The sequence below is a fragment of the Allobosea sp. WAO genome, from assembly GCF_001509835.1.
Taxonomy (GTDB): Bacteria; Pseudomonadota; Alphaproteobacteria; order Rhizobiales; family Beijerinckiaceae; genus Allobosea.
Window position 1 is genome coordinate 82,469 of record NZ_JXTJ01000007.1, and the last position, 26,527, is coordinate 108,995.

The window sequence follows — 26,527 nt, forward strand, 5'->3', positions numbered from 1 at the left end:
CAGGCGCCACGCCCGCAGCCGCGTCCCCGAAAGGTCCTGTGATGTCCATCACCACTCTGCTGGAAGGGCTGCGAGATGCATTGCGGCGGCGGGGACGAGTCTGGGTCCACGTGCCGCGGCTGCTGCGCTCGCTGTGGAACACCAGCCCCGCACTCGCCGCGACGATCATCCTTCTGCGACTGCTCCGGGCCATCCAGCCGCCACTGGTCCTGTTCATCGGCAAGCTGATCGTCGACGAGATCATCCTGCAGACCGCCACCCCGGCGCCCGGGCCGACCCTTGCCGACTGGGTCGAGAGCGGGCGACTGAACGCCGTCGCCGGCTGGCTGCTGCTCGAATTCCTCCTGGTGGCGGCGGCGAATGTCCTGACCCGTGCCGGGACCTTCGTCGAGCGCATCCTGACCGAGCTGCATGACAATGCGCTCGGCGTCGCTCTCATCGAGCAGGTGGCACGCCTCGATCTCCTCGACATCGAGACCAGCGCCGCGCAGGACAGGCTGCAGCGTGCCCGGGCCCAGCGCTACATCGGAAATCCGCTCCTCAGCGCCGTCCTCGGACAGGCGCAGGATGGCGTCACGCTTATCCTGTTCGTCGCCGGGCTGGTCGCGTACGCGCCCTTGCTGGTCTTCCTGCTGCTCCTTGCGGTTCTGCCGACCCTGGCGGGCGAGGCGCACTTCAACGCCAAGGGATACGGCCTGAACGTCGCCGTTACCTCAGAGCGCCGGCAGATAGAGTACATCCAGCATGTCGGCTCGGCCGCCGAATCAGCCAAGGAGATCAAGCTCTTCGGCCTCGGCAGCCATCTCGCCGCGCGCTTCGCTGGATTGGCGGCCGGGGTTCATCTGGCCAATCGCGACCTCGCCGCGAGGCGTGCGCTCTGGGGCAGCCTGTTCGGGGCGATCGCATCGCTGGCCTATTACGCAGCCTATGCGGTGGTCGCCTGGCGCACGCTGAGCGGCGCGCTGAGCATCGGCGACCTGACCTTCCTCGCCGGCTCGCTGCTGCGGTTGAACGGTCTTTTCGAGCGCCTGATCCTGGGGCTGACGCAGATCGCGTCCCAGGCCCAGTACCTCGACGACTTCTTCTCCTTCATGGACATGCGCTCCTCCATGGCCGTGCCGGAGAAGCCCGTCGCCTTCCCCGCTCCGATGCGTGAAGGCATCGTCTTCGAGAAGGTCGGCTTCCGCTATCCGGGCACGGATCGCTGGGCGCTGCGCGACCTCAGCTTCACCCTGCCAGCGGGCGGGACCTTGGCGCTAGTCGGCGAGAACGGCGCGGGCAAGACCACGATCGTCAAGCTGCTGACGCGCCTCTACGATCCCGATGAAGGCCGCATCCTGGTGGACGGCATCGACCTGCGCCAGTTTGCGCTGGACGATCTGCAACGCCATGTCGGCGCGATCTTCCAGGATTTCGTGCGCTATCACATGACGGCCGCCGAAAATATCGGCATCGGCCGCGTCGAGCGCATCGAGGATCGCCCGCGCATCGTCGATGCCGCGCAAAAGAGCGTCGCCCATGAGCTGATCGAAAGCCTGCCGCAAGGCTACGAGCAGATGCTCGGGCGCATGTTCGTGGCCGGCCTCGATCTGTCCGGCGGCGAGTGGCAGAAGATCGCGATCGCGCGGGCCTATTTCCGCGATGCCAGCCTGCTGATCCTCGACGAGCCGACGGCGGCGCTGGACGCCCGCGCCGAGGCGGCGATCTTCGCGCGCTTCCGCAACCTCAGCGAGACCAGCACCGCCCTGCTGATCTCGCATCGCTTCGCGACCGTGCGCATGGCCGACCGCATCCTGGTGCTGGAGAACGGCGCGATCCTCGAAAGCGGCAGCCACGACGCACTGATGGCGCTGGGCGGCCGTTATGCCGAGCTGTTCGAGTTGCAGGCGGAAGGCTTCCAGTAGAGCATTTTCGAGCGAAGTGGGCGCCGGTTCGCGTGAAGAAAATGCGATAAAACAAAGACCTAGAGCATTTCCGCGATTCGGAGAAACGCGGAAATGCTCTAGGCTCAGGCGCCGCGCGCCAGCGCCTCGACCGGATCGAGCTGCGCGGCATTGCGCGCCGGCAGGAAGCCGAAGGTCAGGCCGATCAGCGTCGAGCATGCGATCGCCGCGGCGAAGGCCTCGCCCGAGTAGATGAAGCGCACCGGCGAGCCCGCCAGCCCGAAGCCGAGCCCGACCGAGAGCGCCAGCGTGATGCCGAGCACGCCGCCGATGAAGCAGACCAGCGAGGCTTCGATCAGGAATTGCTTCAGGATGTCGCCGCGCCGGGCGCCGACGGCCATGCGCAGGCCGATCTCGCCGGTGCGCTCGATCACCGAAACCAGCATGATGTTCATGACGCCGATGCCGCCGACCAGCAGCGAGATCACAGCGATCGAAGCGATGAGCAGCGCGAAGGTCGCATTATTGCTGGTGATCGCCTGCCGGATGTCGTCGAGGTTCTGGATGAAGAAGTCCTGCGCGCGATGACGGTGGATCAAGAGCTCGGTGACCGCCGCCTGGGCCGCCTCCATCGGCGTGTCGTCGTTGACGCGCAGCGTGATGCTGCGCAGCGAGAGGTCACCCAGAAACCTGCCCTGGACCGTGGTGTAGGGCAGGAAGACCTGGGGATTCTGGCTGCCGCCGAAGCCGCCCTGCTGCCGGCGCATCACGCCGATCACCCGCGTCGGCACGGTACCGACCAGGACGATGCTGCCGATCGGGTCCTGGCCGGGCTGCGTGAAGAGCACGCCGGCCGCATTTTCGTCGATCACCACGTCCTGCGAGAGCCGCCGCACGTCTTCGGCGTCGAAGAACCGCCCGCGCAGCAAGGTGCTGCCCCTGACCTCGAAATACTGCTCGCCGACGCCGTTGACGAGCGCCGTCGCCTCGGTGGCGCCGAAGCGCACGGTTGCGGTTGTGGAGACGGTCGGCGTCACGCCGGCGGCATAGGGCTGGCTGGCGAGGATCTGGGCATCGGCGACGGTCAGCGTCTTGATTTGGCTGGACCTTCGGTCGCCGAAGCCCGTGCCGGGGAATATCTCCAGCGTGTTGGTGCCGAGACCGGCGATATTGGCGAGGACCTGCTGGCGCGAGCCCTCGCCGAGCGCGACGACGCTGACCACCGAGGCGATCCCGATCACGATGCCGAGCATGGTGAGCGCCGAACGGAGCTTGTGCGCGCGCATCGACAGGAGCGCCATGCCGAAGGCCTCGCGCAGACGGCCAAGCGCGCCGCGCCACGATCCCCCCGCCGGCGCCTCGAGCGCCGGGTTCTGTCCAGCGCCCATGGCGGGCCGGTTACGCCGATCCGAGACGATCCTGCCATCGCTCAGCTCGATGATGCGCTCGGCCCGGGCCGCGACCGACATGTCGTGCGTCACGAGGATGATCGTGTGGCCCTCGCGGCCGAGTTCCTCGAGCAGGGTCAGCATTTCTTCGCCGCTCTTGCTATCGAGTGCGCCGGTCGGCTCGTCGGCCAGGATAACGCGCGCGCCATTCATCAGCGCCCGCGCGATCGAGACGCGCTGCTGCTGGCCGCCCGACATCTCGGCCGGGCGATGGCTCTTGCGGGCCCCGAGGCCGAGGCGCTCGAGCAGAGCGGCCGCGCGGCTGCGCCTTTGCTCTACGGGGACGCCGGCATAGATCGCCGGCACCTCGACATTGGCGAGCGCCGTCAGCTCCGACAGCAGATGATAGCGCTGGAAGACGAAGCCGAAATACTCGCGCCGTAGGCGGGCCAACTCGTCGGGGCCGAGATCGCGCGTCGGCCGCCCGTCGATCTCGTAGCTCCCGCCTGTCGGCCGGTCGAGGCAGCCGATGATGTTCATCAAGGTGGACTTGCCGGACCCCGACGGGCCGACGATCGCGACCATCTCGCCGGCCTCGATCGTCAGCTCGGCGCCGTCGAGCGCCGCGACGGCCGCCTCCCCGGTGCCGAAATCGCGCCGGACGCCGCTCAGCCTGATCAGCGGAACGCCCATCGGCTCAGAAACCGAGCGGGCCGCGCATGCGCCGTGCCGCGCCCGCCGCACCGCCCGCCGGCGCTCGCGCGGTCACGACACGCTCGCCGGCCTTCAGGCCGGAGGCGATCTCGGCGACGATCTTGTTGTCGAGCCCGACGGTAACCTGGCGTGGCGCGGGCTTGCCGTCCTCGCCGAGCACGTCCAGCCAGGCTCCGTCCCCCCGACGCCGGATCGCGGTCGACGGCACGATGACGACGCCGCGGGCCCGGCCGACGACCACCGTCACCTGCACCGTCATCGAAGTCAGCAGCCTGCCTTCGGGGTTCGGCACCTCGAAGAGGGCGTTGTAGTAGATGGCGGAGGAGGTCGACGAGGACGTCGCGCTCGACGACGCCGAAGCGCCCGTGGAATTCTGCGTCTTCAGCGTATCGGGCGCCGGTTCGACGAAGGCGATCTTGCCGGGGAAGCGGCGGTCGGGCGCCCCGAGCACGCTAAAGAAGACCTCCTGCCCCGTCTTCACGCGCAGGACGTCCGCTTCCGAGATCTTGGCCTTTACCGTCATGGTCGAGACATCGCCGAGCACGACGATGGTGGGGGCCGACTGGACCGCATTCACCGTCTGGCCTTCCTGGGTGACGATGGCCAAAACCGTGCCGGCCGCGGGCGCCGTGACGCGCGTATAGCCGAGATTGGCGCGCGCCGTTTCGACCTTGACGTTGCCGGAGATGATCTGCGCGTCGAGGGCCGCGATCTGGGCGCGCGTCGTGCGCACCGTCATCTCGGCCGATTCGAAATCGTCGCGCGAGACGGCATTCTGGCCGAGCATCTGCTTCTGACGCGCCAGCACGGACTCCGCGTAGGCGAGGCTCGCCAGCCTCTCCTCGCGCTGCGCATGCATCACCGCGACCTCGGCTTCCGCCGACCGCAGGGCGTTCTGCTGGGTCACGGCATCGATCTCGGCGATCAGGTCGCCCTGAGCGACATGCTGTCCGAGAGCCACCTTGAGCGAATTCAGGCGTCCCGAAGCCTGCGCACCGACGCTGACCTGCCTGACCGGCTCTAGAGCCCCGCTGGCGAGCACGGCTTCCTCGACATCGCCGATCGCTGCTGCGACCGTCGGAAGCGGGGCGGCGGCGGGTTGCGACGCCTGCTGCGAGCGCAAAGCATAGCCGCCTGCCCCCAGCGTCCCGAGCACGAGCAGCAGCAAGGTGGCGCGGCGCATTCTCATGGTTGCAGCGGCTCCAGGATCAGGGCTCGCAGGCGCGGCCCTTGCGGTGGGTCTTCGACCCTGGGACGCGACACCTCGACCGGCCTGAGCCAGCCGCCGCCAAGCGCCTTGTTGAGCGCGATGAACCGGTTGGCCAGGGCGATCCGGCTCTGGATCAACGAATCTTCGGCGCTGTACTGCGAGCGCTCGGCGTCGAGCACATCGAGGAAGCTGATCCCGCCCGAGCGGTAGAGCGCCTGCGACAGCTTCGCCGCCTCGCCTGAGGCAGCCGCCGCCTTGGCAAGGCTCGCCAGACGCAGCCGCTCCTGGCGCAGCCCGACGAGCGCATTCTCGACATCCTGCAGCGCGCTCAGCACGGCCAGACGCAGCGCCGCATCGGACTGGTCGCGCTGGGCGCGCGCCGCGTCGACGGCGGCCACGAGCTCGCCGCCGTTGAAGATCGGCACGCTTAGCGAAGGCCCGATCGACCAGCCGATCGCAGTGTTCTTCGCGAGGTCCCCGAGCTTCAGCGCCGAGGTCGAGATGCTGCCGGTCAGGCTGACCGATGGGTAGCGGGCAGCCTCGGCCTGGCCGATGCGCGCCGTCGCCTGGCCGAGCAGGCGCTCCGCGCGGCGAACATCCGGGCGATTGCGCAGGACGTCGGCAGGCACCCCGGCAGCCGGCGGCGCAGGCGTCGACGGCACCGGCCCGACACCGACCAGGCGAGCCGCGACCGCCGAAGGCGGCCTGCCGGTCAGCACGGCGATGCGGTTGAGGCCTTCTGCGAGCGCGATCTCCAGTGCGGGTATCTGCGCTTCCGTGCTCGCGACCTGCGCGGTTGCCCGGGCGGTATCGGTCGCCGAGACCGCGCCTGCCTGAAAGCGCACCTTGGTCAAGGCCTCGGTCTCGCGCTGCGTCGCCGCGGTGCGCCGCGCCAGCGCGATGCGAGCCTGGAAGCCGCGCACCTCGATGACCGTCGAGGCAACATCGCCGACGAGCGTCAGCAGTACGCCGTCGAGATCGTCATCAGCGGCATCGACGCCATAGGTCGCGGCCTCGACGGCACGGTCGCGCCCTCCGAAGAGGTCGAGCTCCCAGGACGCATCGAGACCGGCCCGGAAGCTGTTGCGGGTCACGTTGCCGAAAGAAGAATCCGCGCTGGTGGCAGAACGGGAGCGCGTCGCCGAGGCCGAACCGTCGACCTGGGGAAGCAGCGGCGCGATCGCCTGGATCCGGCTCGCCCTCGCCTCGCGAATGCGGGCCTTGGCCTGGGCGACGTCGAGATTGCCGGTAACGGCGTCCTCGACCAGGCGATTCAGGGCGGGGTCCTTGAACTGCCGCCACCATTCGGAGGGAAGCGGGCGCCGATTGCCTTGCGAGGCCGCGTTCCATTGCGCCGGCAAAGCTTGCGTCGGCGGGACAAAATCGGGACCGACCGCGCAGGCGCCGAGGCCAAGAAGCATAGGCAGAGCGAGGAGGCCTACCAGGTCCGATGTCCGCCTGTCGCCGAAGCGCATATCCTTCACTTCCGCCGGGTTGACACCGTCACCGCTCCAGCGGAAAGGCGCGTGTCGGCACCGATGAGGCGCCATGCACGAATCTGTCGGAGAAACCGGAGCCGCCGGGCGACTCGAAAGAGCTGCTTCTCACGAATTCGCAGACCTACAAACCGAACCAGCCAAATGCAAGGCAGGCGGGCCGGCAGATCCCGACGCGCGCCAAGGGGCGACGTTGACCGCCGCATGCCTGAATGAGGCGGCTCAAGCCACCTGCCCGATCAACGACTTGTCGAAATGGGTCGTGCCGTCCCCGCTTGCGAACGCATCGAAGCCGCGACTGCGCCAAAATGCGATAGTCGCGGCTGTGTCCGCATTGGCATGCAGGTACAGCGTCGCATAGCCCAGTCGCTCCGCCTCCGCTTCCGCAAGTGCGCTGAGCCAGCGACCAATCCCACTCCCGCGATGTTCCTTGTGCACGTAGACGCGAACCAGCTGGGCCACAGCGTTGCCCTGCGGATAGCGGACGACAAACGCGGCCGACAAGGTCGGCTTCCAGTCGAGGCGGTACAGGCCCGCGGTCGCGACGATCCTGCCGCCGTCGCCTAACAGCATCCAGAATCCGCCACAATGCCGTGCGGCGAACCAACAGCGCTCCTCGCCGTCGAGGAGCGAATCGAGGTCGGCATGCCAGTCGCTGCGATAGGCAATGCCGTAGAACTCCTCGATCACGTCGAGACAGAAGCGGCGCGCCGCCTCGCGCTCGCCGCGACCGGTCTCGGGCAAGGCGCGAAGCGACAGTCCGGAAGGCGCGTTCGGGTTCACCGTCGATATGGTTCCGGTGCGGCAGGCGATGTTCCCAAACTCAATCGACCAGCTTCAGGCGCTTGAGGCCGGCCGCGACCGTCTCGATGCCGTCGATGGTGCGGATCGTCGGGTTCATCGCCTGCGCGCTGAGCTCGATGAAGCGCTTGTTCTTGACCGCATCGAGCTTGCCGACGACCGGGTCCTTTTCCATGAAGTCGATCTTCACCTTCGGATCGTCGGCCGGGAACTTGCGGCGGTCCATCGCGCCGACGACGATCACGCTGGGATTCTGGACGGCGATCGCTTCCCAGCTCACCGCCGGCCATTCTTCCTCGGTCTGGATCAGGTTCCTGGCGCCGAGCGCCTGGGTGATGTAGCCAGGCGCTCCATTCTTGCCGGCCATCCAGGCATCGCCGTTGATGTTGGATGACGAGAACCAGAAGACCAGCGAGATGTTGGCGGCCTTGCCGCCGGAAACCGACGCGACGGCCTTGGCCTCGCGCTGCTTCAGCTCGGCGATGAAGGCCTCTCCCCTGTCCTGCACGTCGAAGATCCCGGCCAGTTCGCCGATCTCCTGGTAGATCGAGTCCATCGAGAACAGTTTCGAGCGCGAGCCGTCACGCATCGAATTGTCTTTAGCCGCGCAATCGCCGGGCGATATGTAGGTGGCGACACCGAGTTCTTCGAACTGCTCGCGCTTGCCGACGACGCCGTTGGGCCCGACGTCGAAGACGAACTGCGCAGCCACGAGATCGGGATCGTTCTTCACCACGCCTTCGAAGCTCGGCTGGTTGTTGGAGATGCGCGGCACCTTCTCGTTGGCCGCCTTGAGATTGTCGAGCACAGGCCCGACCCAGACGGCCGTGCCGACCATCTTCTCGGCGAGGCCAAGCGAAAGCAGAATCTCTGTGGAGTTCTGGCCGATCGAGACCGCCCGCTCGGGCGCCTTGTCGAAGGTGATCTTGCGGCCGCAATTGTCGAGCGTCAGCGGATACTGGGTCTTGCCGGCGGCGAAGGCGCCGGAGGTCGACAGCGCAAACGCGCCGACAGCGATGAGCAGAACCAGCTTCATGGCAGGGACCTTTCGGGTCAGGGGCGGGGCGTGGAGGCGAGGATCGCGTCGAGCCGGGCCAGGATGAACGGGATGTTGGCAGGGTTGGGCGAGACGAGCGCGTCGTAGAGGTGCGTATCGACGAGATGCGCCGCCCGGCGGGCCACGACGGGGAGGTTCTGCGCGCCCTGAAGCGGCGAAAGCACCGCCTCGACCGAAACAGCCTTCCCGATCGGAGCGAGCAAGGCGAGGTCCACGCTCCCGAACTCGCGCAGGCTCGCGAGCGGCCGCATGTACGAGCCGTTGCAATCGAAGCCGTCGGCCGGCCCGACAACGGGCTTCAGCCCGATGCGGCGAAACAGGTCGAGCGCCTGGGCCGTCTCGTCCATGATCGGATGGAAAGAGTTGGACGTGACCTGCCCATAGGCGATCGTCCTGCCGTGCCAGCCCGAATGGCGGCTGGCGAACGCGGCGACGGCGGCATCGGCGACGGCGATCAGCGTTGCGCCGTCCTGCAGCCTGCCGGTGATGCGGGCGATCAGCCCCGTCAACTCGGCATAGGAATCGCGCAGGTTGCGGCGGATGCTGACGAGAGTCGGCGCGATTTCGGCGAGCCGACCGTAATGGTCGGCGTAGCTGTGATAGGCGGTGGCCGCCAGGATCAGGTCCGGCTCCAGTTCCCGAAGCAGTTCGAGATCGACGCGCCCGGCGGGAACGTAGGCGATCTCATGCGGAAGCGCCGGCTGTACCCAGGGGAAGTTGTGCCCGTCATGGCCAGCGCCATAGCGCATCGCCCCGACCAGCGGGATGTCCAAAGCCCGCGCGATCGCGAGGTCGCTGTAGCCGACGGCCACGATCCGCTTCGGCGCCGATTTCAGCACCAGCTCGCCGCGGCTGTGCCTGACCCGCAAGGGAAAGACGCCGTCGGCGGCGAATGCGCTCGTTCCGGCGGCCAGCACGCCTCCCGCATTCGCCAGCAGCGCCCTCCGGGAAATCAGGCTCGATGTCATGGCATGTCCTCGCTCCGGATGGCCTGGATCACGCCTTCTTCGGAAACGCGGCTTCGAGCATGTCGAGCAGACGCAGCGCCGAGAGATAGTCGGGCCGTACCGCCGATTCATCGAGCTCCCAGCGTCGGTAGTTGATCACCGCGTCGAGCTGGCGATAGCCGGGATCGCAGCAGAGCTGCCCCATGCTGACGGGACCGTTCGAGACCATGATCAGGTTGGGAGCCGTGAAAACCTCGAGCACCGCCGCGATCGGCACGATGACGCGACCGTTAGCGTCCGGCTTGCCGCCGGCCACCCTGGCCGCGGCGTCGAACACTTCAAAGCCGAGGGTGGACAGCGTCCGGCCGAGCTCGCCACCTGCCGAAAGGGCGAAGGGATCTTCGTGGATCCCAGCGGCATTCGCTTGAAGCAAGGCGATCTCGCCATCCGGCAGAGCGATCTTGCTCGCAACCTCCTTCGCGCGTGTCTCGAAGGCGACGATCAATGCGGGAGCCTTGTCGGCGCGCCCTGTCGCCTCGGCGATCAGCGCGAGCTCCTCGCGCCAGCCCGGCAGGGTCGCCGGCGCGATCAGCGTCGGCGCGATCGCCGACAGTTCGCTCGCAAGGGCGCGGCTGAGCGCTCCGCCTGGATTGCGTCCGCCGGCGATGATCAGGTCGGGCGCCGCTGCCTTGATCGCATCGAGGGCGATGCTGTCCGGGTGCTGCGGCAGGGCCGTGGTTTTCTGAGCCAAGGCCTGCCGGCTCCAGAGTGGGGGAAAGCCGGTCCTGCGGTTGATACGACCATCCGGGAAGCGCACATCGGCAGCAACGACCGGCGCCCCCAGCGCGAGGGCATAGCCAGCGAACCCGGCATCGAGCACGACGATCCGCTTCGCCTCGACGGGCAGCCGGAGCCGGCCGCCATCTCCCATCACAGAGCCCGTCTGCGCCGCGGCCGGACAAGCCCGGACGAAGCAGGTTCCGGCCAGCAGCGCCGCGAAGCTCCGGCGCGAAAGTCGCTGCCTCTCCTTGATGCCTACAGACATCGCAAGCTCCTTCGGTCCAAGACCGGATGCGTCGCATCCGGCGCCGGTGCCGTGAGCTTCGGGAGAGGTCTCCTTCGGTCGCAGGCGCGCGGCAACATTCATCGAATGTCACCGTCACGGAGACGACCGCGCCCTAGCACACCCCGTGCCGCGGGCTCAGGTGACTGGAACGGGCAGGTCTCCTGGCTTCCGGGTCATCGCTCGATCTCCGCCTTCCCGGCAGCGCAGGACGCGCCGCCAGTGACTTCATGGAGATCAACTCGCCGGTTACAGTTGCGGGGGCAGCCGCGGGCTTGAACCGCGTTCCCTTTTCATCCGCCTCGCGGCAGAACCTGTTCCAGCACCGGTTGTAACCGACGGGCATGCGCTGTCAACGCAAAGGCAGCCGATTGGAAACGCTCCAGAAAAAGGCCCTCGCTCCCAGCTCGACGCCCCGCAGTTCCGGTTCTCGGTGATGCGTGTCTCGAAGAAGCGCCTGTCCTTGCCCGGCTCATCGCCGCCCCGCTCCGCCATCACGAACCATCGGGCGGTCCCGAGGCTGGCTTGTCCTCAGGGACAATACGAGCGCGGCGCGGCTTGTGGTGAACTCCCGGCAACCGCGCTGAACTGCGCGACCGCAAACCTGACTATGCCCCGGAGGGCGCTGCCGACGCGGGAAGGATATCGAGATGGCCTCCACGGTTACGGAATCTCGCTCCATCGACCATTTTTTCTCGGCGCCTTCCGGGCGAACCGATCGCTGGCGGGATCTTCATGCCGCCGCGCGGGCCTGGTCGTCCGGGACGAAGAACAGACACGCCGTCGAAGCAGCGCTCAACGAGCTCGGCGTCTCCGAGGAGTTCCATGCCTTCCCCGGCGCGGACCTTCTCGCCGCCCTGCGCGGCCTGCTGCAGAACGACGATGCGAACGGTTTCCTGTCGCTCGCCAAACGCATCTCGATCGCGATCATAACCGGTAATTACAAGCACGATGCCAAGGAATGGCAGGCGGCCGATCTGTCGCTGGCCGAGCCGGTCGATATCGTTCCCGCCTCGGCGGCGGATGGCACGAGCCGACCCTATTTCGAGATGCTGACCGTGACGCCGGCTCCTCTCGGGCGCTGGCCCCACATCGCAGCCGAGTTCCGCCGGCTGCGCCGGTCCGAGGACGCATTCGTCTACGAGGCGGTGCTCGTCGGCAGCCTTGAGGACGCGATCTGTGCGGCCGTGGTCAATCCCGACATCGCCGCGGTCGCCATCTATGAGGGCTTCACGCTCCGCTCCCGCCATGACGCGCCCGTGCTGCGCAGCGTGCTCGCGGCCCAGCAGCCGCTCCTCGACCAGGTCGACGAGGCGGACCTCGCCCTGCGCCTCGCCGCCGGACTGAAGTCGATCCGGCCCGAGCTCGACATCTATCTGCTGTCAGACCGCCGCGTAGAAAAGCTCGCTGGCGACCCGCGCGCCGCGATGATCCGCCGGGTGATGTACCAGATCGAGGAGCCGCTAGAGCTGCACCTGTCGGTGCTGGAGGGGATCAAGGCGCGCTTCGACACGCCCTTCTTCGACAATCTCAAGCTCTATGCGCAAAGGCCGATCGCGACCTTCCACGCGCTGCCGATCGCGCGCGGCAAGTCGGTGTTCCGCTCGGCCTGGATCCGCGACATGGGCCAGTTCTACGGCATCAACCTCTTCCTCGCCGAGAGCAGTGCCACGACCGGCGGGCTCGACAGCCTGCTTGAGCCGACCGGCAACATCAAGCGGGCCCAGGAGATGGCGGCGCGTGCCTTTGGCGCCGACCACGTCTTCTTCGTCACCAACGGCACCAGCACCTCGAACAAGATGGTGCTGCAGGCGCTGATCGCGCCCGGCGACATCGTCATCCTCGACCGCAACTGCCACAAATCGCACCATTACGGCCTGGTGCTGAGCGGCGCGCAGCCCTTCTATGTCGAGGCGTTCCCGATGGTGGAATTCTCGATGTACGGGGCGGTGCCGCTGCGCACGATCAAGAAGGCCCTGCTCGACCTGAAGGCCGAAGGCCGGCTCGACCGGGTCAAGATGGTCGACCTGACCAACTGCACCTTCGACGGCCACATCTACAATACCCGCCGGGTGATGGAAGAATGCCTGGCGATCAAGCCGGACCTGATCTTCCTCTGGGACGAAGCCTGGTTCGGCTTCGCACGCTGGTCGCCTTTCCTGCGGCCGCGCACCGGCATGGGCGCCGCCGCCGACATCGAGGCCTGGGCCAAGACGCCGGAGGCGCTCGCCCAGCATGAGCGCCAGGTCGCCGAACTGGGCGCGTCACCATCGCTCGAAAAGCTGCTCGACACCCGTCTCGTCCCTGATCCGCGCGCCATCCGCCTGCGGGTCTACCAGACCAATTCCACTCACAAGTCGATGTCGGCGATCCGGCAGGGCTCGATGGTGCTGGTGCGCGACGTCGACTTCCACAGGGTCGAAGCGCAGTTCCACGAGGCCGTCTTCACCCACGCCTCGACCAGCCCCAACCAGCAACTGATCGCCAGCCTCGACGTCGCCCGGCGGCAGATGGAGCTCGAAGGCTATGGGCTGGTGATGAACGCCATCGAAGTCGCGCTCGACATTCGCCGCGAGGTCAATTCGCACCCGGTGATCGCGAAATATTTCAGCATAGTCGGCGCCGACGGCATGGTGCCCGCCGAATACCGCCGCAGCGGCTTCGTCGACTTCCTGGCGCCCGGGACCCGCTGGGACGACCAGTTGCGCAGCATGCGCGAGGACGAGTTCTGCCTCGACCCGACCCGCATGACCCTAGTCTGCGGCACGGCCGGCTTCGACGGCACTAGCTTCAAGGGGCTGCTCGCCTCGCAATACAACATCCAGGTCAACAAGACCTCGAGGAACTCGGTCCTCCTGCAATCCAACATCAACAACACCCGCAGCGACGTCGCCCTGCTGATCAGCGTCCTCCTGAAGATCAGCGAAAGCATCGAGACGCGCCTCAAGCATGGCGGGGAGTCCGAACGCACGGCCTTCGCCGCGAAGGTCCGGAGTCTGATGAAGGACGTGCCGGACCTGCCGAATTTCAGCCATTTCCACGAGACCTTCCGGCAGGATGCCGGCGACACCACGCCCGAGGGCGATATCCGCTCGGCCTTCTTCGGCGCCTATGACGAAGAGCAGTGCGAATACGTCCCGATCGACAGCCCCGAATGCGACCGCCGGCTGAAGGACGGGCCGGACATGGTCTCGGCCAATTTCGTGATCCCCTACCCGCCGGGGTTCCCGATCATGGTCCCGGGCCAGGTCATCACCCATGAGACGATCACCTTCATGCGCAAGCTCGATGTGAAGGAGATCCATGGCTACGAGAAGGCCAGAGGCCTGAAACTGCTCAAAGTCGACCGAGCAAGCGGCAAGAAGAGCGGCGGCCAGGAGACGGCCCGAAAGAAAACGCGAGCGACCTAGCGCCCACCTTTGCCTGCCTAACGCGAAGCCGCCTCGCCAGATCAGGAGAGTCTCATGTTCGACTGGTTCGCCAGTACCCTGCGCAGCTACCCTGAGATCGCACTCTTCCTGTCGCTGGCCATCGGCTACTATGTCGGCGGCTTCGCCTATAAGGGCTTCAGCCTCGGCGCGGTGACCTCGACGCTGATCGCCGCGGTCGTCATCGGCCAGCTCGGCATCACAGTCTCGCCCAACGTCAAATCGACCTTCTTCCTGATATTCCTGTTCGCGGTCGGCTATGGTGTCGGGCCGCAATTCGTGCGCGGCATCGCCAAGGACGGCGCCCCGCAGGCGATCTTCGCGGTCGTCGTCACCGTGTTCTGCCTCGCGATCCCCGTGATCATCGCCAAGATCGCCGGCTACCACCCGGGCTATGCAGCCGGCCTCTATGCGGGCTCGCAGACCATCTCGGCCTCGATGGGCCTGGCGACAGACGCGATCAACCGGCTCGGCCTCTCGCCGGAGCAGACCAAGGAGTATCTCGACGCGATGCCGGTCGCCTATGCGGTGACCTACATCTTCGGCACGGTCGGTTCGGCGGTCGTGCTCGCCCTGCTCGGTCCGAAGCTGCTCAACATCGATCTCGTCATGGCCTGCAAGGACTATGAGGACCGGCTCGGCGGCGACAAGGAAATCGGCGGGCCGGGATCGGTCTGGCGGCGGTTCGATCTGCGCGCCTTCCGGGTCAAGGCGGGCGCCAGGGTCGCTGGCATGCGCGCGGCTGAGGCCGAGGCGCTGGTTCCCAATGCCCGCGTCTTCGTCGAACGGATCCGCCGCGACGGCGTGATCTCGGATGCCACCGCCGACACCATCCTCAAGGAAGGTGACATCCTGGCGATTGCCGGTCCGCGCGAAGTTCTCGTCGACCTGATCGGCCACAATGCCGAGGAGGTCGAGGATCCCGAACTCCTCGACGTCAAGGCGGAAGGTGTCGACGTCTATGTCACCAGCAAGGAAGCCAATGGCAAGACGCTGGCCGAGCTCTCGCAGCTGCCATCGGCCCGCGGCGTCTTCCTGCGCAAGATCGTACGCGGAGCCACCGCCGTAAGCATCCCGATCCACGCCAATACCGTGATCCATCGCGGCGACATCCTGACCATTGTCGGCCGTACCCAGGACATCGCTGCCGTCGCCAAGGTCATCGGCCATCCCGACCGTCCGAGCGATGTCGCCGATGTCGCCTTCATCTGCGGCGCCATCGTGCTCGGCGCGCTGATCGGCGCGCTCGTCTTCAAGGTTGGCGGCGTGCCGCTGACGCTGTCGACCGCCGGCGGCGCACTGATCTCCGGCCTGGTCTTCGGCTGGTTGCGCTCGGTTCACCCGACCTTCGGCCGCATCCCGAGCTCGACCGTCTGGTTCATGAATTCGGTCGGCCTGAACATGTTCATCGCGGTCGTCGGCATCTCGGCCGGCCCCGGCTTCGTCAAAGGCCTGCAGACCCAAGGCGTCGGCCTCTTCCTCTGGGGCGCGCTCGCGACGACGATCCCGCTGGTCCTGGCGATGTTCGCCGGCAAGTTCATCTTCCGCTTCGACCCGGCGATCCTGCTCGGCGCCTGCGCCGGTGCCCGCACCACGACCGCGGCGCTCGGCATGATCTGCGAGACCGCCAAGAGCCAGGTCCCGGCGCTCGGTTACACCGTGACCTACGCGGTCGGGAACACGCTTCTGACGATCTGGGGCATGGTGATCATCATGCTGCTGACCTAGCGCAGGCCAAGGAAAGACTTTCGATATCAGCCTTTTACCGGGAGTATGTCATGGATCCTGTCACGCTGCGGACCTTCGAGACACTCAGCCCCTTCGAGATCAAGGACGAGCTGATCCGCCTCGCCAAGCTGACCGCGCAGAACTCCTCGATTGCGATGCTGAATGCCGGTCGCGGCAATCCGAACTGGGTCGCGATGACGCCCCGGGAGGGCTTCTTTCTGCTCGGTCAGTTCGCGATCACCGAGAGCCGGCGGGTGATGAACAAGCCGGCCGGAATCGGCGGCATGCCCAAGGCCGACGGCATCGCGGCGCGGCTCGACGACTGGCTGGCGACGCACAAGGACTCGCCCGGCGCCGGCTTCCTCAAGGATATGGTCGCCTTCGCCGTCAAGAAGTTCGACTTCAAGCCCGACGCCTTCGTGCATGAGCTCGTCGACTCGATCATCGGCGACAACTACCCGGTGCCCGACCGCATGCTCGTTCACAATGAGCGCATCGTGCACGAATACCTGATGTGGGCGATGTGCGGCGAGCCGCGCCCGAGCGGCCAGTTCGACCTCTACGCCGTCGAGGGCGGCACGGCGGCGATGTGCTACATCTTCAAATCGCTGAAGGCCAACCGGCTGCTGAACCCCGGCGACACCATCGCGCTCGCGACGCCGATCTTCACGCCCTATCTCGAAATGCCGCATCTGGAGGATTACGGGCTCAACGTCGTCACAGTCGCGGCGCCGCAGGAGAACCGCTTCCAGTTCACCGACGAGGAGCTGAAGAAGCTGGAGGACCCGAAGGTCAAGGCCTTCTTCGTCGTCAACCCCGGCAACCCCTATGCGGTCGCGCTCAGCGAGGAGACCATCGCCAAGATCGTCAAGCTGGTCCAGACCAAGCGGCCGGACCTGATGCTGCTGACCGACGATGTCTATGGCACCTTCGTGAAGGGCTTCCGCGGCCTGCTCGGCGCCCTGCCGCACAACACGATCGGCGTCTACTCCTACTCGAAGTACTTCGGCTGCACCGGCTGGCGCCTCGGCGTGATCGCGATCCACCGCGACAACATCTTCGACAAGGCGATCGCGAAGCACCCCGCCAACATCCTGGCGCCGCTCGACAAGCGCTATGGCCCGCTGACCCTGAAACCGCGCGAGATGAGGCTGATCGACCGCATCGTCGCCGATAGCCGCGACATCGCGCTCAACCACACCGCCGGGCTTTCCCTCCCGCAGCAGGTGATGATGTCGCTGTTCTCGCTGTCGGAGATGATGGACGAGGCCAAGCTCTACCAGAAGACCTGCATGGAGATCGTCCACTCGCGCGCCCAGCGCATGGTCGAAGGGCTGGGCATCGAGGTGCCCGACAATCCGCTTCATGACCGCTATTACGGCCTGGTCGACTTCGAGTTCTGGGCCAACAAATATGTCGGGCCGGAGGTGGTGGCCTACATGAAGAAGAACATCCACCCGCTCGACATCGTCTTCCGGCTCGCCGAGGACCACGGCATCGTGCTGCTCAATGGCGGTGGCTTCCACGCCCCGGACTGGTCGGTCCGCGTCTCCTTCGCCAATCTCGACGACGAGGTCTACGGGCAGATCGGCCGCGCGACACGTGCCGTCGCCCGTGGCTATCGGCAGGCTTTCGACGCCTACAACCTCGCCCTCAAGCAGAAGTCCTGAGGGCGCGAGGAGCGTAGCTGCCAGGGCGCGGCGACAGATCGGGCCCCTCGCTTGCCTTTCGGCGAGCGCGGGCTCCGAGCGGATTTGGCTGGCCAACTGCGAGTTCGGCAATGGACTTCGTCGTCGCAGGATTGCGCAACAATCCCGAGCTCGCCGTCTTCCTGACGGTCGCGCTGGGTTTCCTGATAGGCAGGCTGAAATTCGGCAGTTTCAGCCTCGGCGTCGTCGTCGGTTGCCTTTTGGCCGGTGTCCTGGTCGGCCAGCTCGACATCAAGGTACCGGCCGTCGTGAAGGCGGTCTTCTTCGACCTCTTCCTGTTCACCACCGGCTACAAGGTCGGGCCGCAGTTCTTCCGTGCCTTGAAGAAGGATGCCTTGCCGCAGGTGGCCCTGACCGTGGTCCTGTGCGTGACCTGCCTTCTCACGGCGCTGACCTTCGCGAAACTGCTGAACTACGATACCGGCACCGCCGCGGGATTGCTGGCCGGAGCCTTCTCGGAATCGACCGTGATCGGCACCGCCGGGGAGGCAATCCAGCGGCTCGATCTACCGCAGGCGGAGCGCACGGCGCTCGTCAACAACATCCCCGTCGCCTATGCCGTCACCTATCTGATCGGCACCGCCGCCCTCGTCTGGTTCCTGCCGAAGGTCGGCCCCAGGCTGATGGGGATCAACCTGCGCGAAGCGGCCGCGGCGGCGCGCTCCGAGAAGGCCACGACGGCAGCTGAAACCGAGGGCATCACCTCGGCCGCACGCCTGTTCGATGTCCGGGCCTATCGCGTCGAGAATCCCGCGCTGCTGGACAAGACCATCGCCGAGCTCGAGGCGATGCCGAAGCAATCGCGCGTCTTCGTCTTGCGCGGCCGCAGCGGCGACACGCTTTTCGACCTTGCCTCGCCGCACCGGATCCGGGCCGGCGACATCATCGCCGTGATGGCGCGCTTCGAAGTGCACGCCGCCCGCGGTGATGTCATCGGCCCCGAAGTCTCCGATCCGGAGCTGCTGGACATTCCGCTCGAGGCACTGGACGTGATCGTGACGAACCGCCAGCTCGACGGCAGGTCGCTGGCGGAGTTGGCGGAGGACCAGCTTGCGCGCGGCGTCTTCCTCGCCAAGCTGACGCGCTCGGGCATCGCCATGCCGGTGATCCCGACGACCCGCCTCAATCGCGGCGACGTCCTGTCCCTGATGGGGCCGATGGCGGAAGTCGAACGCGCCGCCTCGGTGATCGGCTATCCCGACAGGCGCACGGCCGCGACCGACATGGTCTTCGTCGGACTGGGGATTTTTCTCGGCGGCCTCTTCGGCCTGCTCTCGGTCGTCGTCCTCGGCATTCCGTTGACGCTGACCGCCAGCGGCGGCGCGCTGTTCATGGGGCTGGTCTTCGGCTGGCTGCGCTCCGCCTATCCCTTCTTCGGACGCATTCCCGAGCCGGCGATCTGGATCTTCGATACCGTCGGACTGTGCATGTTCATCGGCATTGTCGGCCTCGGAGCCGGACCGAGCTTCGTCGCCGGCCTGAAGGCGACGGGCATCAGTCTCGCTGCCGTCGGCCTGGTCTCGGCCCTGCTGCCGCACGCGGTCGGCATTCTGTTCGGTCGCTACGTCCTGAGGATGGACCCGTTGATCGTGCTCGGAGCCTGCGCCGGCGCCGGGACCATCACCGCGGCCTTGCGAGCGGTCCAGGACGAAGCGCAAAGCAGCATCCCGGCACTCGGCTACACCGTGCCCTACGCGATCGGCAACATCCTGCTGACGGCCTGGGGGCCGGTTCTGGTCGCGCTCATGACCATGTAGCGCCGTCCCGACGAGGCTCGGGAGCGCACCGGCGAGCTTTGACGCGCAAGGCATGCATCCACCGAGCATGAAGCCCGCCGATCACAACCGATGCTCCAGCGGTACCGTGAGCCCGACCTTCACGCGGTCCATCGCGACGAAGGTGCGGAACTTGCGGACGTTGTTGTTCTCGAAGAACAGGCGCCGGGTCAGCGCCTCATAGTCGGTCATGCTGGGCACGACGACGACCAGGACGAAATCCGCCTCGCCGGTGACATAGTAGCATTGCTGCACCTGCTCGGCCGCGGTGAACTCGCGCTTGGCCGCGTCGATGTCCTTGGCCGTCTCGCTGACAAGCTCGACCTCGACGAACAGCGTTATCGCCTGACCGACCGCGGCGGGATCGACGACCGCGACATTCGCCCTGATCACGCCGGCCTGCTCGAGGCGCTTGATCCGGCGCTGGACCGCCGGAGCGGAGAGGTTCACCGCCTGCCCTATCACGCGCTGCGGCGTGGTGTTGTCGCGCTGCAATATGCGGAGGATCGCGATGTCGAATCTGTCGAGGGTCAGCGAGTTCGGGGAAGCGGGCTTGGTCAATCGGCGCTCCGATGAAACAAACTTGCATTTGCAGCGTGCGATTGCAGCGCTCTTTTCGCGCGGCGTCTAATATCTTTGCGCCGTTACCTAGCGCAAGGACGGCGATGTTTCTCCTCAACCGGCACCCCGATCACCGCACCCTGCTCGACAATGTCGACGCTGAAACGCTCGGTGTCGCCGCGGCGGGCACGGTGGAGCGCTTCCTTTCCCACCGTCGCAACCACGTCGTGACGCCGCTCCATCGGCTTCCCGGGCTCGCAGCCGAACTCGGCATCGGCGAGCTCGCAGTGAAGGACGAGGGCCAGCGGCTCGGCCTCGGCAGCTTCAAGGCGCTGGGCGGCGCCTATGCCGTGATGCGGCTCGTGCTCGAAGAGGCGTCGCAGCGTCTCGGCCGCCCCGTCGATGTCGCGGATCTGCATGCGCCCGACGTCAAGGCGGTCGCAGGCGGCATGACCTTCGCCTGCGCGACGGACGGCAACCATGGGCGTTCGGTCGCGCAGGGCGCCGAACTCGTTGGCGCAAAGGCGGTGATCTTCGTGCATGGCGGGGTCAGCGACGAGCGCGTCGCGGCGATCGCCCGTTTCGGCGCCGAGATGCGCCGGGTGGCCGGCACCTACGACGATTCGGTTCTGGAAGCCTCGCGCATCGCCAAGGAGCAGGGCTGGACGGTGGTCTCCGACACCTCCTGGCCGGGCTATGAGCGGATTCCCGGCCTCGTGATGCAGGGCTACACGGTGATCGTGCGCGAGGCGCTGCAACAGCTCGACCGCCCCCCGACACATGTCTTCGTCCAGGCCGGGGTCGGCGGGATCGCGGCGGCGCTCGCGGCTCATCTTGCTCTCGCCTTGGGCGAGCAGCGGCCGACCTTCATCGTCGTCGACCCGGCCCGCGCCGCATGCATTTTCGAGACCGCGAAGGCAGGACACCCGGTCAAGGTCGCACACGCCGAGCCGACGGTGATGGCGATGCTCGAATGCTACGAGCCGTCTCCCATCGCCTGGCGCGTGCTGTCGCGCGTCGCCGACGCATTCATGACGGTCGAGGACGCCGACGCGGTCGCGGTGATGAACCGCTTGGCCCGCCCCTCGGTCGGCGATCCGGCGATCGTCGCCGGCGAGAGCGGCGGAGCCGGCCTGGCCGGGCTCAGTCGCGCCGCGGCCGACCCGGCGATGCGCGCCGCGCTGCGGCTCGATGCTTCATCGCGCGTCCTCATCGTCAACACCGAAGGCGCGACCGATCCCGACCGCTACGAGGCGCTCGTCGGCCTTGCGCCGGACGCCGTACGTTCATCCGACCCGACGTCAACGCGACAAGGCGGCTTCTGATGGCCAAGCTCGATCACAACGCCCTGCAGGATGAGATGACCGGCTGGCGGCGCCAGCTGCACGCCAATCCCGAATTCGGCTTCGAGGAGAAGCAGACCGCGGCCTTCGTCGCCGCCAAGCTGCGTGAATTCGGCCTCGACGATGTCACCGAGGGCATCGGCGGCACCGGCGTGGTCGGGACGCTGAAGCGCGGCAGCGGCAACCGCTCGATCGCCCTGCGCGCCGATATGGACGCACTGCGCATCACCGAGCAGGGCGATCACGCTCACCGCTCGCGCTCGCCCGGTGTCATGCATGCCTGCGGCCATGACGGCCACACGACGATGCTGCTGGGGGCGGCGAAGCTGCTCGCCGCGGAAGGCGGCTTCGACGGCACGGTGCGCTTCCTGTTCCAGCCGGCCGAGGAATGGGGCAAGGGCGCCCTCGCCATGCTGGCCGACGGGCTGCTCGAACGCTTCCCCTTCGAGGAGATCTACGGGCTGCACAATGCGCCCGGCCTCGCTATCGGCCGCTTCAAGACGCGAGCCGGGCCGTTCATGTCGGCCGAGGACAATTTCGAGATCGTGCTCAGGGGCGTCGGTGGACACGCCGCGCGGCCGCATTCGGGCAATGAGGTCCTAGTCGCGGCTTGCGCGCTCGTCACCAATCTCCAGACCATCGTCTCGCGCCGCCTGAGCCCGACGGATATCGGCGTCGTTTCCGTGACCGAGCTGCTGACGGACGGCACGCGCAACGCCTTGCCGGGTCTGGCGCGCATTCTCGGCGATGCCCGCAGCTTCCGGCCCGAGATCAGCGCGGCGATCGAGAAGCAGATGGGCGTCATCGTCGAGGGCACGGCGCTGGCCTACAACGTCACAGCCGAGATGACCTATACGCGCGAATTCGTGCCGCTGGTGAACGACGAGGCGCTCGTGCAGGAGGCCGCGGCGGCCGCGCGCACGGTGTTCGGGGATGGTGGCGTCGCCATCGCGCGCGAACCGATGACCGGCTCGGAGGATTTCGCGCGCTTTCTCAAGCACGTGCCGGGCTGCTTTGCCTATGTCGGCAATGGCGAGGGCTCAGCGCCGCTGCACAACCCGACCTACGATTTCAACGATGAGGGCCTGATCCATGGCGCGCGCTTCCATGCCGCGATCACGCGCCAGCGCCTTCGTCCCGCATAGACCCTCTCCCGCCCGCTGAAGACTGACGCTGCCGCAAGGCGCCGGCGCGGCGCCGTGCGGGCTCGGCTGGACGAGCGGCGCCAGCGCGACTCACTGCACAGACGACCCATAGCAAGAACAAGCAACGACAATCGGAGGATGGAACGATGAGAACAATTACGGCGGCGGCAGTTCTTGTGGCGGCGATGTCCGGTGCAGCGAATGCCAATACCCTTGAAAACGTGACCAAGCGTGGCACGATCAAGTGCAGTTCTACCGTCGGGACGCCCGGTTTCGCCATTCCGGACAAGAGCGGCAAGTATACGGGCCTTGATATCGATTTCTGCCGGGCGATCGCAGCGGCGATCTTCGGCGACCCCGAGAAGATCTCGATCATTCCCCTGAGCGCGGCGGCGCGCTTCACCGCGCTCCAGACCGGCGAAGTCGACGTGCTGTTCAACACGACGACCTGGACCCTGGGCCGCGAGGCGACCAACGGCATCCTGTTCGCCGGCGTGAACTATTATGACGGCCAGGGCATCATGGTGCGTTCCGGCGAGATCCAGAGCGCCAAGGAGCTGAACGGCGCGACGATCTGCACCAATCAGGGCTCGACCACCGAGCTGAACCTGACCGATTTCTTCCGCATCAATAAGCTCAAGAACGAGATCGTCGCCTATTCCTCGCAGGAGGAGGCCGCCCAGGCCTACCAGGCCGGCCGCTGCGATGCGTTCAGCTCCGACCGCTCGGTGCTCTACGCCTTCCGGACCAAGCTCACGGAGCCCGAGAAGCACACGATCCTGAACGAGACGCTGTCCAAGGAGCCGCTCGGCCTTTCCGTCCGCCAGGGCGACGACCAGTGGTACAACGTCGTCAAATGGGCCGCATACGTGCTGCACGCCGCCGAGGAGTTCGGCCTGACATCGGCCAATATCGCGGAGACCGCGAGCACCACCGCCAATCCGAACATTCTTCGCCTCGTCGGCAAGGAAGGAAAGCTCGGCGCCGCGCTCGGCCTGCCGAATGAGTGGGCTTACAACATCGTCCTGAAGGTCGGCTCCTATGCCGAGGTCTTCGAGCGCAATATCGGCAAGGACAGCCCGCTGAAGATCAAGCGCGGCATCAACGCCTCATGGAAGGATGGCGGACTGCATTACGCGCCGCCGATCCGCTGACCGCCCGTGCCATATCGCAGCGAAAAAGGTGCGGCTTCGGCCGCAGCGCTCTCGCCGGTGGGCAACCGCCGGCGAGAGCGTCTTGCGCCTGCATCTTCGCAGAACGCAGGCCGGTGACCATCAGGCCGCATCTTCCGGCATCGTGATGGCGACCGAGCGGCCGGGGCGCCCGGATTTGTTGAGCGCGTGATCTGAGGGTATGGGAGGCGGGACCAGGCGCCGAAACGGTGCCGGACGATCTCGCAAAGACCCAGACGAAGGCCCGACACGATGACCGACACCCTGCCCGACCGCCTCTCCTCCAACCCGAACAGCCCGTTCTACAACGAGGAGCTGCTCGCGCGTGACATCGGCGTGCGCTTCAAGGGCGTCGAAAAGAACAATGTCGAGGAGTACTGCGTCAGCGAAGGCTGGGTGCGCCTCACCGCCGGCAACGCCAAGGACCGCCACGGCAACCCGATGACGGTCAAGCTCAAGGGCGAGGTCGAGCCCTATTTCCGCAAGGCCGATTGAAACGACCCGCCGTCGCCGGCCTCAGCTTGGCGACGGCAACGCCTTGTAGAAGAAGGTCGAGCCGCAATCGCGACCGTCCGGCATCAGCGCGTAACGCGGGATCGTGCCGATCTCGGTCCAGCCCAGCCGGTTGTAGAGGCGCCGCGCCGCACCGGCCTCGTCGGTATCGAGCACCAGAAGATCGCGGCCCATGGCGAGCGCCGCCGCCTCGGCCTCCCGCATCAGTGCCTCGCCGATGCCGCGGCGGCGGGCCCGCGAATGCACCAGCACCTTGGCGATCTCGGCCCGGTGCGGCTGGTTCGGCTTGCCTACGGGGTGCAGTTGCGCCGTGCCGACGATACCCTCGACGCCGCGCGCGACGAAGAGCACGACATCGCCGGCCCGGACCTGCCCGGCGATGCCCTGCCAGAAGCGCTCGAAATCGGCCGATGTGCTGAAGTCCATGAAGCCGACCGAGGCACCATTGGCGACCGCGTCGCGCAGAATTTCGGTCAGCGCCGGCAGCGCAGCTTCAGCCCCCGCACCGTCCAGCCTCTCGATCGCAATTTCGCGTTCATTCGACATCGTATCCTCCGGCAGCCATGCCAAACGGCACGAAATCCACCAAGCAAGATTTATTCCACTATGATAGAAAAGCGCCATTGCAAAGCGTCTTTCCTGGCGGCGCGGGAGCGCGCGCGGCGCCCGCAGGCCCGGCCTTGCCGCCGCCTGCAAGGTCATCGTGCCCGGGCCACCGCAATCCCTCGCGCAAACCCTTGGCGCCAAGGGCTTACGCTGCTATCTGCGGCCGATGAGCACCCGCAGCTTCGACAACATCCGCAACTTCTCGATCGTGGCCCATATCGACCACGGCAAGTCGACCCTTGCCGACCGGCTGATCCAGCAGACCGGCACGGTCGCTGCACGCGATATGAGCGAGCAGATTCTCGATACGATGGATATCGAGAAGGAGCGCGGCATCACCATCAAGGCCCAGACCGTCCGGCTCGACTACAAGGCCAAGGACGGGAAGGATTACATCCTGAACCTGATGGACACGCCCGGCCACGTCGACTTCGCCTATGAGGTCTCGCGCTCGCTGGCTGCCTGCGAAGGCTCGCTCCTCGTCGTCGACGCCTCTCAAGGCGTCGAGGCGCAGACGCTGGCGAACGTCTACCAGGCGCTCGACGCCAACCACGAGATCGTCACCGTCCTCAACAAGATCGACCTGCCCGCCGCCGAGCCAGAGCGGATCAAGCAGCAGATCGAGGACGTGATCGGCCTCGACGCCTCAGAGGCCGTGCCGATCTCGGCCAAGACCGGCCTCAACATCGAGGGCGTGCTCGAAGCCATCGTCCAGAAGCTGCCGGCGCCGAAGGGCGACCTCGAAGCGCCGCTCAAGGCGATGCTGGTCGACAGCTGGTACGATGCCTATCTCGGCGTCGTCGTGCTGGTGCGCATCATCGACGGCGTGCTGAAGAAGGGCATGACCATCCGGATGATGCGGGCGAACGCCTCCTATGGCGTCGATCGGGTCGGCGTGTTCAAGCCGAAGATGACCGAGGTCAAGGAGCTCGGCCCCGGCGAGGTCGGCTTCTTCACCGCCTCGATCAAGGAGGTCGCCGACACCGCGGTCGGCGACACCATCACCGACGACAAGAAGCCGATCGCCGAGCCGCTGCCGGGCTTCAAGCCGGTGCAGCCGGTGGTGTTCTGCGGCATCTTCCCGGTCGACGCGGCCGATTTCGAAGTGCTGCGCGGGGCGATGTCCAAGCTGCGCCTGAACGACGCCTCGTTCTCCTATGAGATGGAGACCTCGGCGGCGCTAGGCTTCGGCTTCCGCTGCGGGTTCCTCGGCCTCCTGCACCTGGAGATCATCCAGGAGCGGCTCGAGCGCGAGTTCAACCTCAACCTGATCTCGACCGCGCCGTCGGTCGTCTACCATCTCAAGCTACGCGACGGCACGACGCTCGAGCTGCACAACCCGGCCGACATGCCGGACGTGATGAAGATCGAGGCGATCGAGGAGCCCTGGATCCGGGCGACGATCTTCACCCCGGACGAGTATCTCGGCTCGGTGTTGAAGCTCTGCCAGGACCGGCGCGGTCTGCAGATCGATCTCGGCTATGTCGGCGCCCGCGCCAAGGTGGTCTACGACCTGCCGCTGAACGAGGTGGTGTTCGATTTCTACGACCGGCTGAAGTCGATCTCGAAGGGCTACGCCTCCTTCGACTACGCCATCACCGATTATCGCGAGGGCGACCTCGTGCGCATGTCGATCCTGGTCAATGCCGAGCCGGTCGACGCGCTTTCGATGCTGGTGCACCGCACCCGCGCCGAAGCCCGCGGCCGCGCCATGTGCGAGAAGCTCAAGGAGCTGATCCCGCCGCACATGTTCCAGATTCCGGTCCAGGCCGCGATCGGCGGCAAGATCATCGCCCGCGAGACGATCCGGGCGCTGCGCAAGGACGTGACCGCGAAGTGCTATGGCGGCGACGCCTCGCGCAAGCGCAAGCTCCTCGACAAGCAGAAGGAAGGCAAGAAGAAGATGCGGCAGTTCGGCAAGGTCGAAATCCCGCAGGAAGCCTTCATCGCCGCCCTCAAGATGGACGACTGAACCTTCGGGCCGCGCG

Annotated in this window: 19 protein-coding genes and 1 riboswitch; of the genes, 10 read left to right on the plus strand and 9 right to left on the minus strand. The window is 66.6% G+C overall.

What is annotated here, in order from left to right; all coding sequences use genetic code 11:
• The first annotated feature begins 41 nt into the window (after window positions 1-41).
• Window positions 42-1,904, plus strand: coding sequence for an ABC transporter ATP-binding protein (locus DK26_RS12895; RefSeq protein ID WP_066472791.1), 1,863 nt, complete (start codon window positions 42-44; stop codon window positions 1,902-1,904).
• 104 nt (window positions 1,905-2,008) lie between these two features.
• On the opposite strand, the gene DK26_RS12900 is transcribed toward DK26_RS12895, so the two are convergent.
• The 7 genes from DK26_RS12900 to DK26_RS12930 form a co-directional block, all read right to left on the minus strand.
• Window positions 2,009-3,964: a MacB family efflux pump subunit gene (locus tag DK26_RS12900; protein ID WP_066472793.1), complete on the minus strand. Its 1,956-nt coding sequence runs from the start codon at window positions 3,962-3,964 to the stop codon at window positions 2,009-2,011.
• Between the two features lie 4 nt (window positions 3,965-3,968).
• Window positions 3,969-5,174 carry an efflux RND transporter periplasmic adaptor subunit gene (locus tag DK26_RS12905; protein ID WP_066472794.1) on the minus strand — a complete coding sequence of 402 codons (1,206 nt, stop codon included), beginning with the start codon at window positions 5,172-5,174 and terminating at the stop codon, window positions 3,969-3,971.
• Window positions 5,171-6,616 carry an efflux transporter outer membrane subunit gene (locus DK26_RS12910; protein WP_248309958.1) on the minus strand — a complete coding sequence of 482 codons (1,446 nt, stop codon included), beginning with the start codon at window positions 6,614-6,616 and terminating at the stop codon, window positions 5,171-5,173. Before DK26_RS12910 ends, DK26_RS12905 begins: the two co-directional genes overlap by 4 nt.
• Window positions 6,617-6,913: 297 nt before the next feature.
• A complete protein-coding gene (locus DK26_RS12915; protein WP_066472797.1) occupies window positions 6,914-7,474 on the minus strand; it encodes a GNAT family N-acetyltransferase in 561 nt (186 codons plus the stop codon).
• Window positions 7,475-7,514: 40 nt separating this feature from the next.
• Window positions 7,515-8,528 (minus strand): ABC transporter substrate-binding protein, encoded by a 1,014-nt coding sequence (locus DK26_RS12920; protein ID WP_066472807.1) that lies wholly within the window; start codon window positions 8,526-8,528, stop codon window positions 7,515-7,517.
• A gap of 17 nt (window positions 8,529-8,545) precedes the next feature.
• Window positions 8,546-9,517 (minus strand): ABC transporter substrate-binding protein, encoded by a 972-nt coding sequence (locus DK26_RS12925; protein ID WP_066472810.1) that lies wholly within the window; start codon window positions 9,515-9,517, stop codon window positions 8,546-8,548.
• A gap of 28 nt (window positions 9,518-9,545) precedes the next feature.
• The gene (locus tag DK26_RS12930; RefSeq protein WP_066472812.1) at window positions 9,546-10,541 is read right to left on the minus strand and encodes an ABC transporter substrate-binding protein; all 996 of its coding nucleotides are present in this window, start codon (window positions 10,539-10,541) and stop codon (window positions 9,546-9,548) included.
• A 154-nt stretch (window positions 10,542-10,695) separates the two neighbouring features.
• A riboswitch (cobalamin riboswitch) is annotated at window positions 10,696-10,892 on the minus strand.
• A gap of 317 nt (window positions 10,893-11,209) precedes the next feature.
• Here DK26_RS12930 and DK26_RS12935 point away from each other — a divergent pair.
• From DK26_RS12935 to aspT (DK26_RS12950), 4 genes are all read left to right on the plus strand, one after another.
• On the plus strand, window positions 11,210-13,969 hold the full coding sequence (locus DK26_RS12935) for a decarboxylase (protein WP_066472813.1): 2,760 nt from the start codon (window positions 11,210-11,212) through the stop codon (window positions 13,967-13,969).
• Between the two features lie 54 nt (window positions 13,970-14,023).
• Entirely contained in the window at window positions 14,024-15,715 is a 1,692-nt protein-coding gene (gene aspT, locus DK26_RS12940) for an aspartate-alanine antiporter (RefSeq protein WP_066472815.1), read from the plus strand.
• 50 nt (window positions 15,716-15,765) lie between these two features.
• Entirely contained in the window at window positions 15,766-17,385 is a 1,620-nt protein-coding gene (locus DK26_RS12945) for a bifunctional aspartate transaminase/aspartate 4-decarboxylase (protein WP_066472817.1), read from the plus strand.
• 110 nt (window positions 17,386-17,495) lie between these two features.
• Window positions 17,496-19,181 carry an aspartate-alanine antiporter gene (gene aspT, locus DK26_RS12950; RefSeq protein WP_066472819.1) on the plus strand — a complete coding sequence of 562 codons (1,686 nt, stop codon included), beginning with the start codon at window positions 17,496-17,498 and terminating at the stop codon, window positions 19,179-19,181.
• 81 nt (window positions 19,182-19,262) lie between these two features.
• Here the strand turns inward: aspT (DK26_RS12950) and DK26_RS12955 are convergent, their stop codons facing one another.
• The gene (locus tag DK26_RS12955) at window positions 19,263-19,760 is read right to left on the minus strand and encodes an Lrp/AsnC family transcriptional regulator (protein ID WP_066472821.1); all 498 of its coding nucleotides are present in this window, start codon (window positions 19,758-19,760) and stop codon (window positions 19,263-19,265) included.
• A 104-nt stretch (window positions 19,761-19,864) separates the two neighbouring features.
• Here DK26_RS12955 and DK26_RS12960 point away from each other — a divergent pair, with 104 nt between their 5' ends.
• The 4 genes from DK26_RS12960 (at window position 19,865) to DK26_RS12975 (ending at window position 23,915) form a co-directional block, all read left to right on the plus strand.
• Window positions 19,865-21,085, plus strand: a complete 1,221-nt coding sequence (locus DK26_RS12960) for a diaminopropionate ammonia-lyase (protein ID WP_066472823.1) — start codon at window positions 19,865-19,867, stop codon at window positions 21,083-21,085.
• Window positions 21,085-22,248 (plus strand): amidohydrolase, encoded by a 1,164-nt coding sequence (locus tag DK26_RS12965; RefSeq protein WP_066472825.1) that lies wholly within the window; start codon window positions 21,085-21,087, stop codon window positions 22,246-22,248. The genes DK26_RS12960 and DK26_RS12965 overlap by 1 nt, the downstream gene beginning before the upstream one ends.
• A 146-nt stretch (window positions 22,249-22,394) precedes the next feature.
• Entirely contained in the window at window positions 22,395-23,402 is a 1,008-nt protein-coding gene (locus tag DK26_RS12970) for an amino acid ABC transporter substrate-binding protein (protein WP_066472828.1), read from the plus strand.
• 270 nt (window positions 23,403-23,672) lie between these two features.
• Window positions 23,673-23,915, plus strand: coding sequence for a DUF3297 family protein (locus DK26_RS12975; RefSeq protein WP_066472831.1), 243 nt, complete (start codon window positions 23,673-23,675; stop codon window positions 23,913-23,915).
• A 21-nt stretch (window positions 23,916-23,936) separates the two neighbouring features.
• Here DK26_RS12975 and DK26_RS12980 read toward each other — a convergent pair whose 3' ends face one another.
• A complete protein-coding gene (locus DK26_RS12980; RefSeq protein WP_066472834.1) occupies window positions 23,937-24,479 on the minus strand; it encodes a GNAT family N-acetyltransferase in 543 nt (180 codons plus the stop codon).
• 226 nt (window positions 24,480-24,705) lie between these two features.
• On the opposite strand from DK26_RS12980, the gene lepA reads away from it, so the two are divergent.
• Window positions 24,706-26,511, plus strand: a complete 1,806-nt coding sequence (gene lepA, locus DK26_RS12985) for a translation elongation factor 4 (RefSeq protein ID WP_066472838.1) — start codon at window positions 24,706-24,708, stop codon at window positions 26,509-26,511.
• Window positions 26,512-26,527 lie beyond the last annotated feature (16 nt).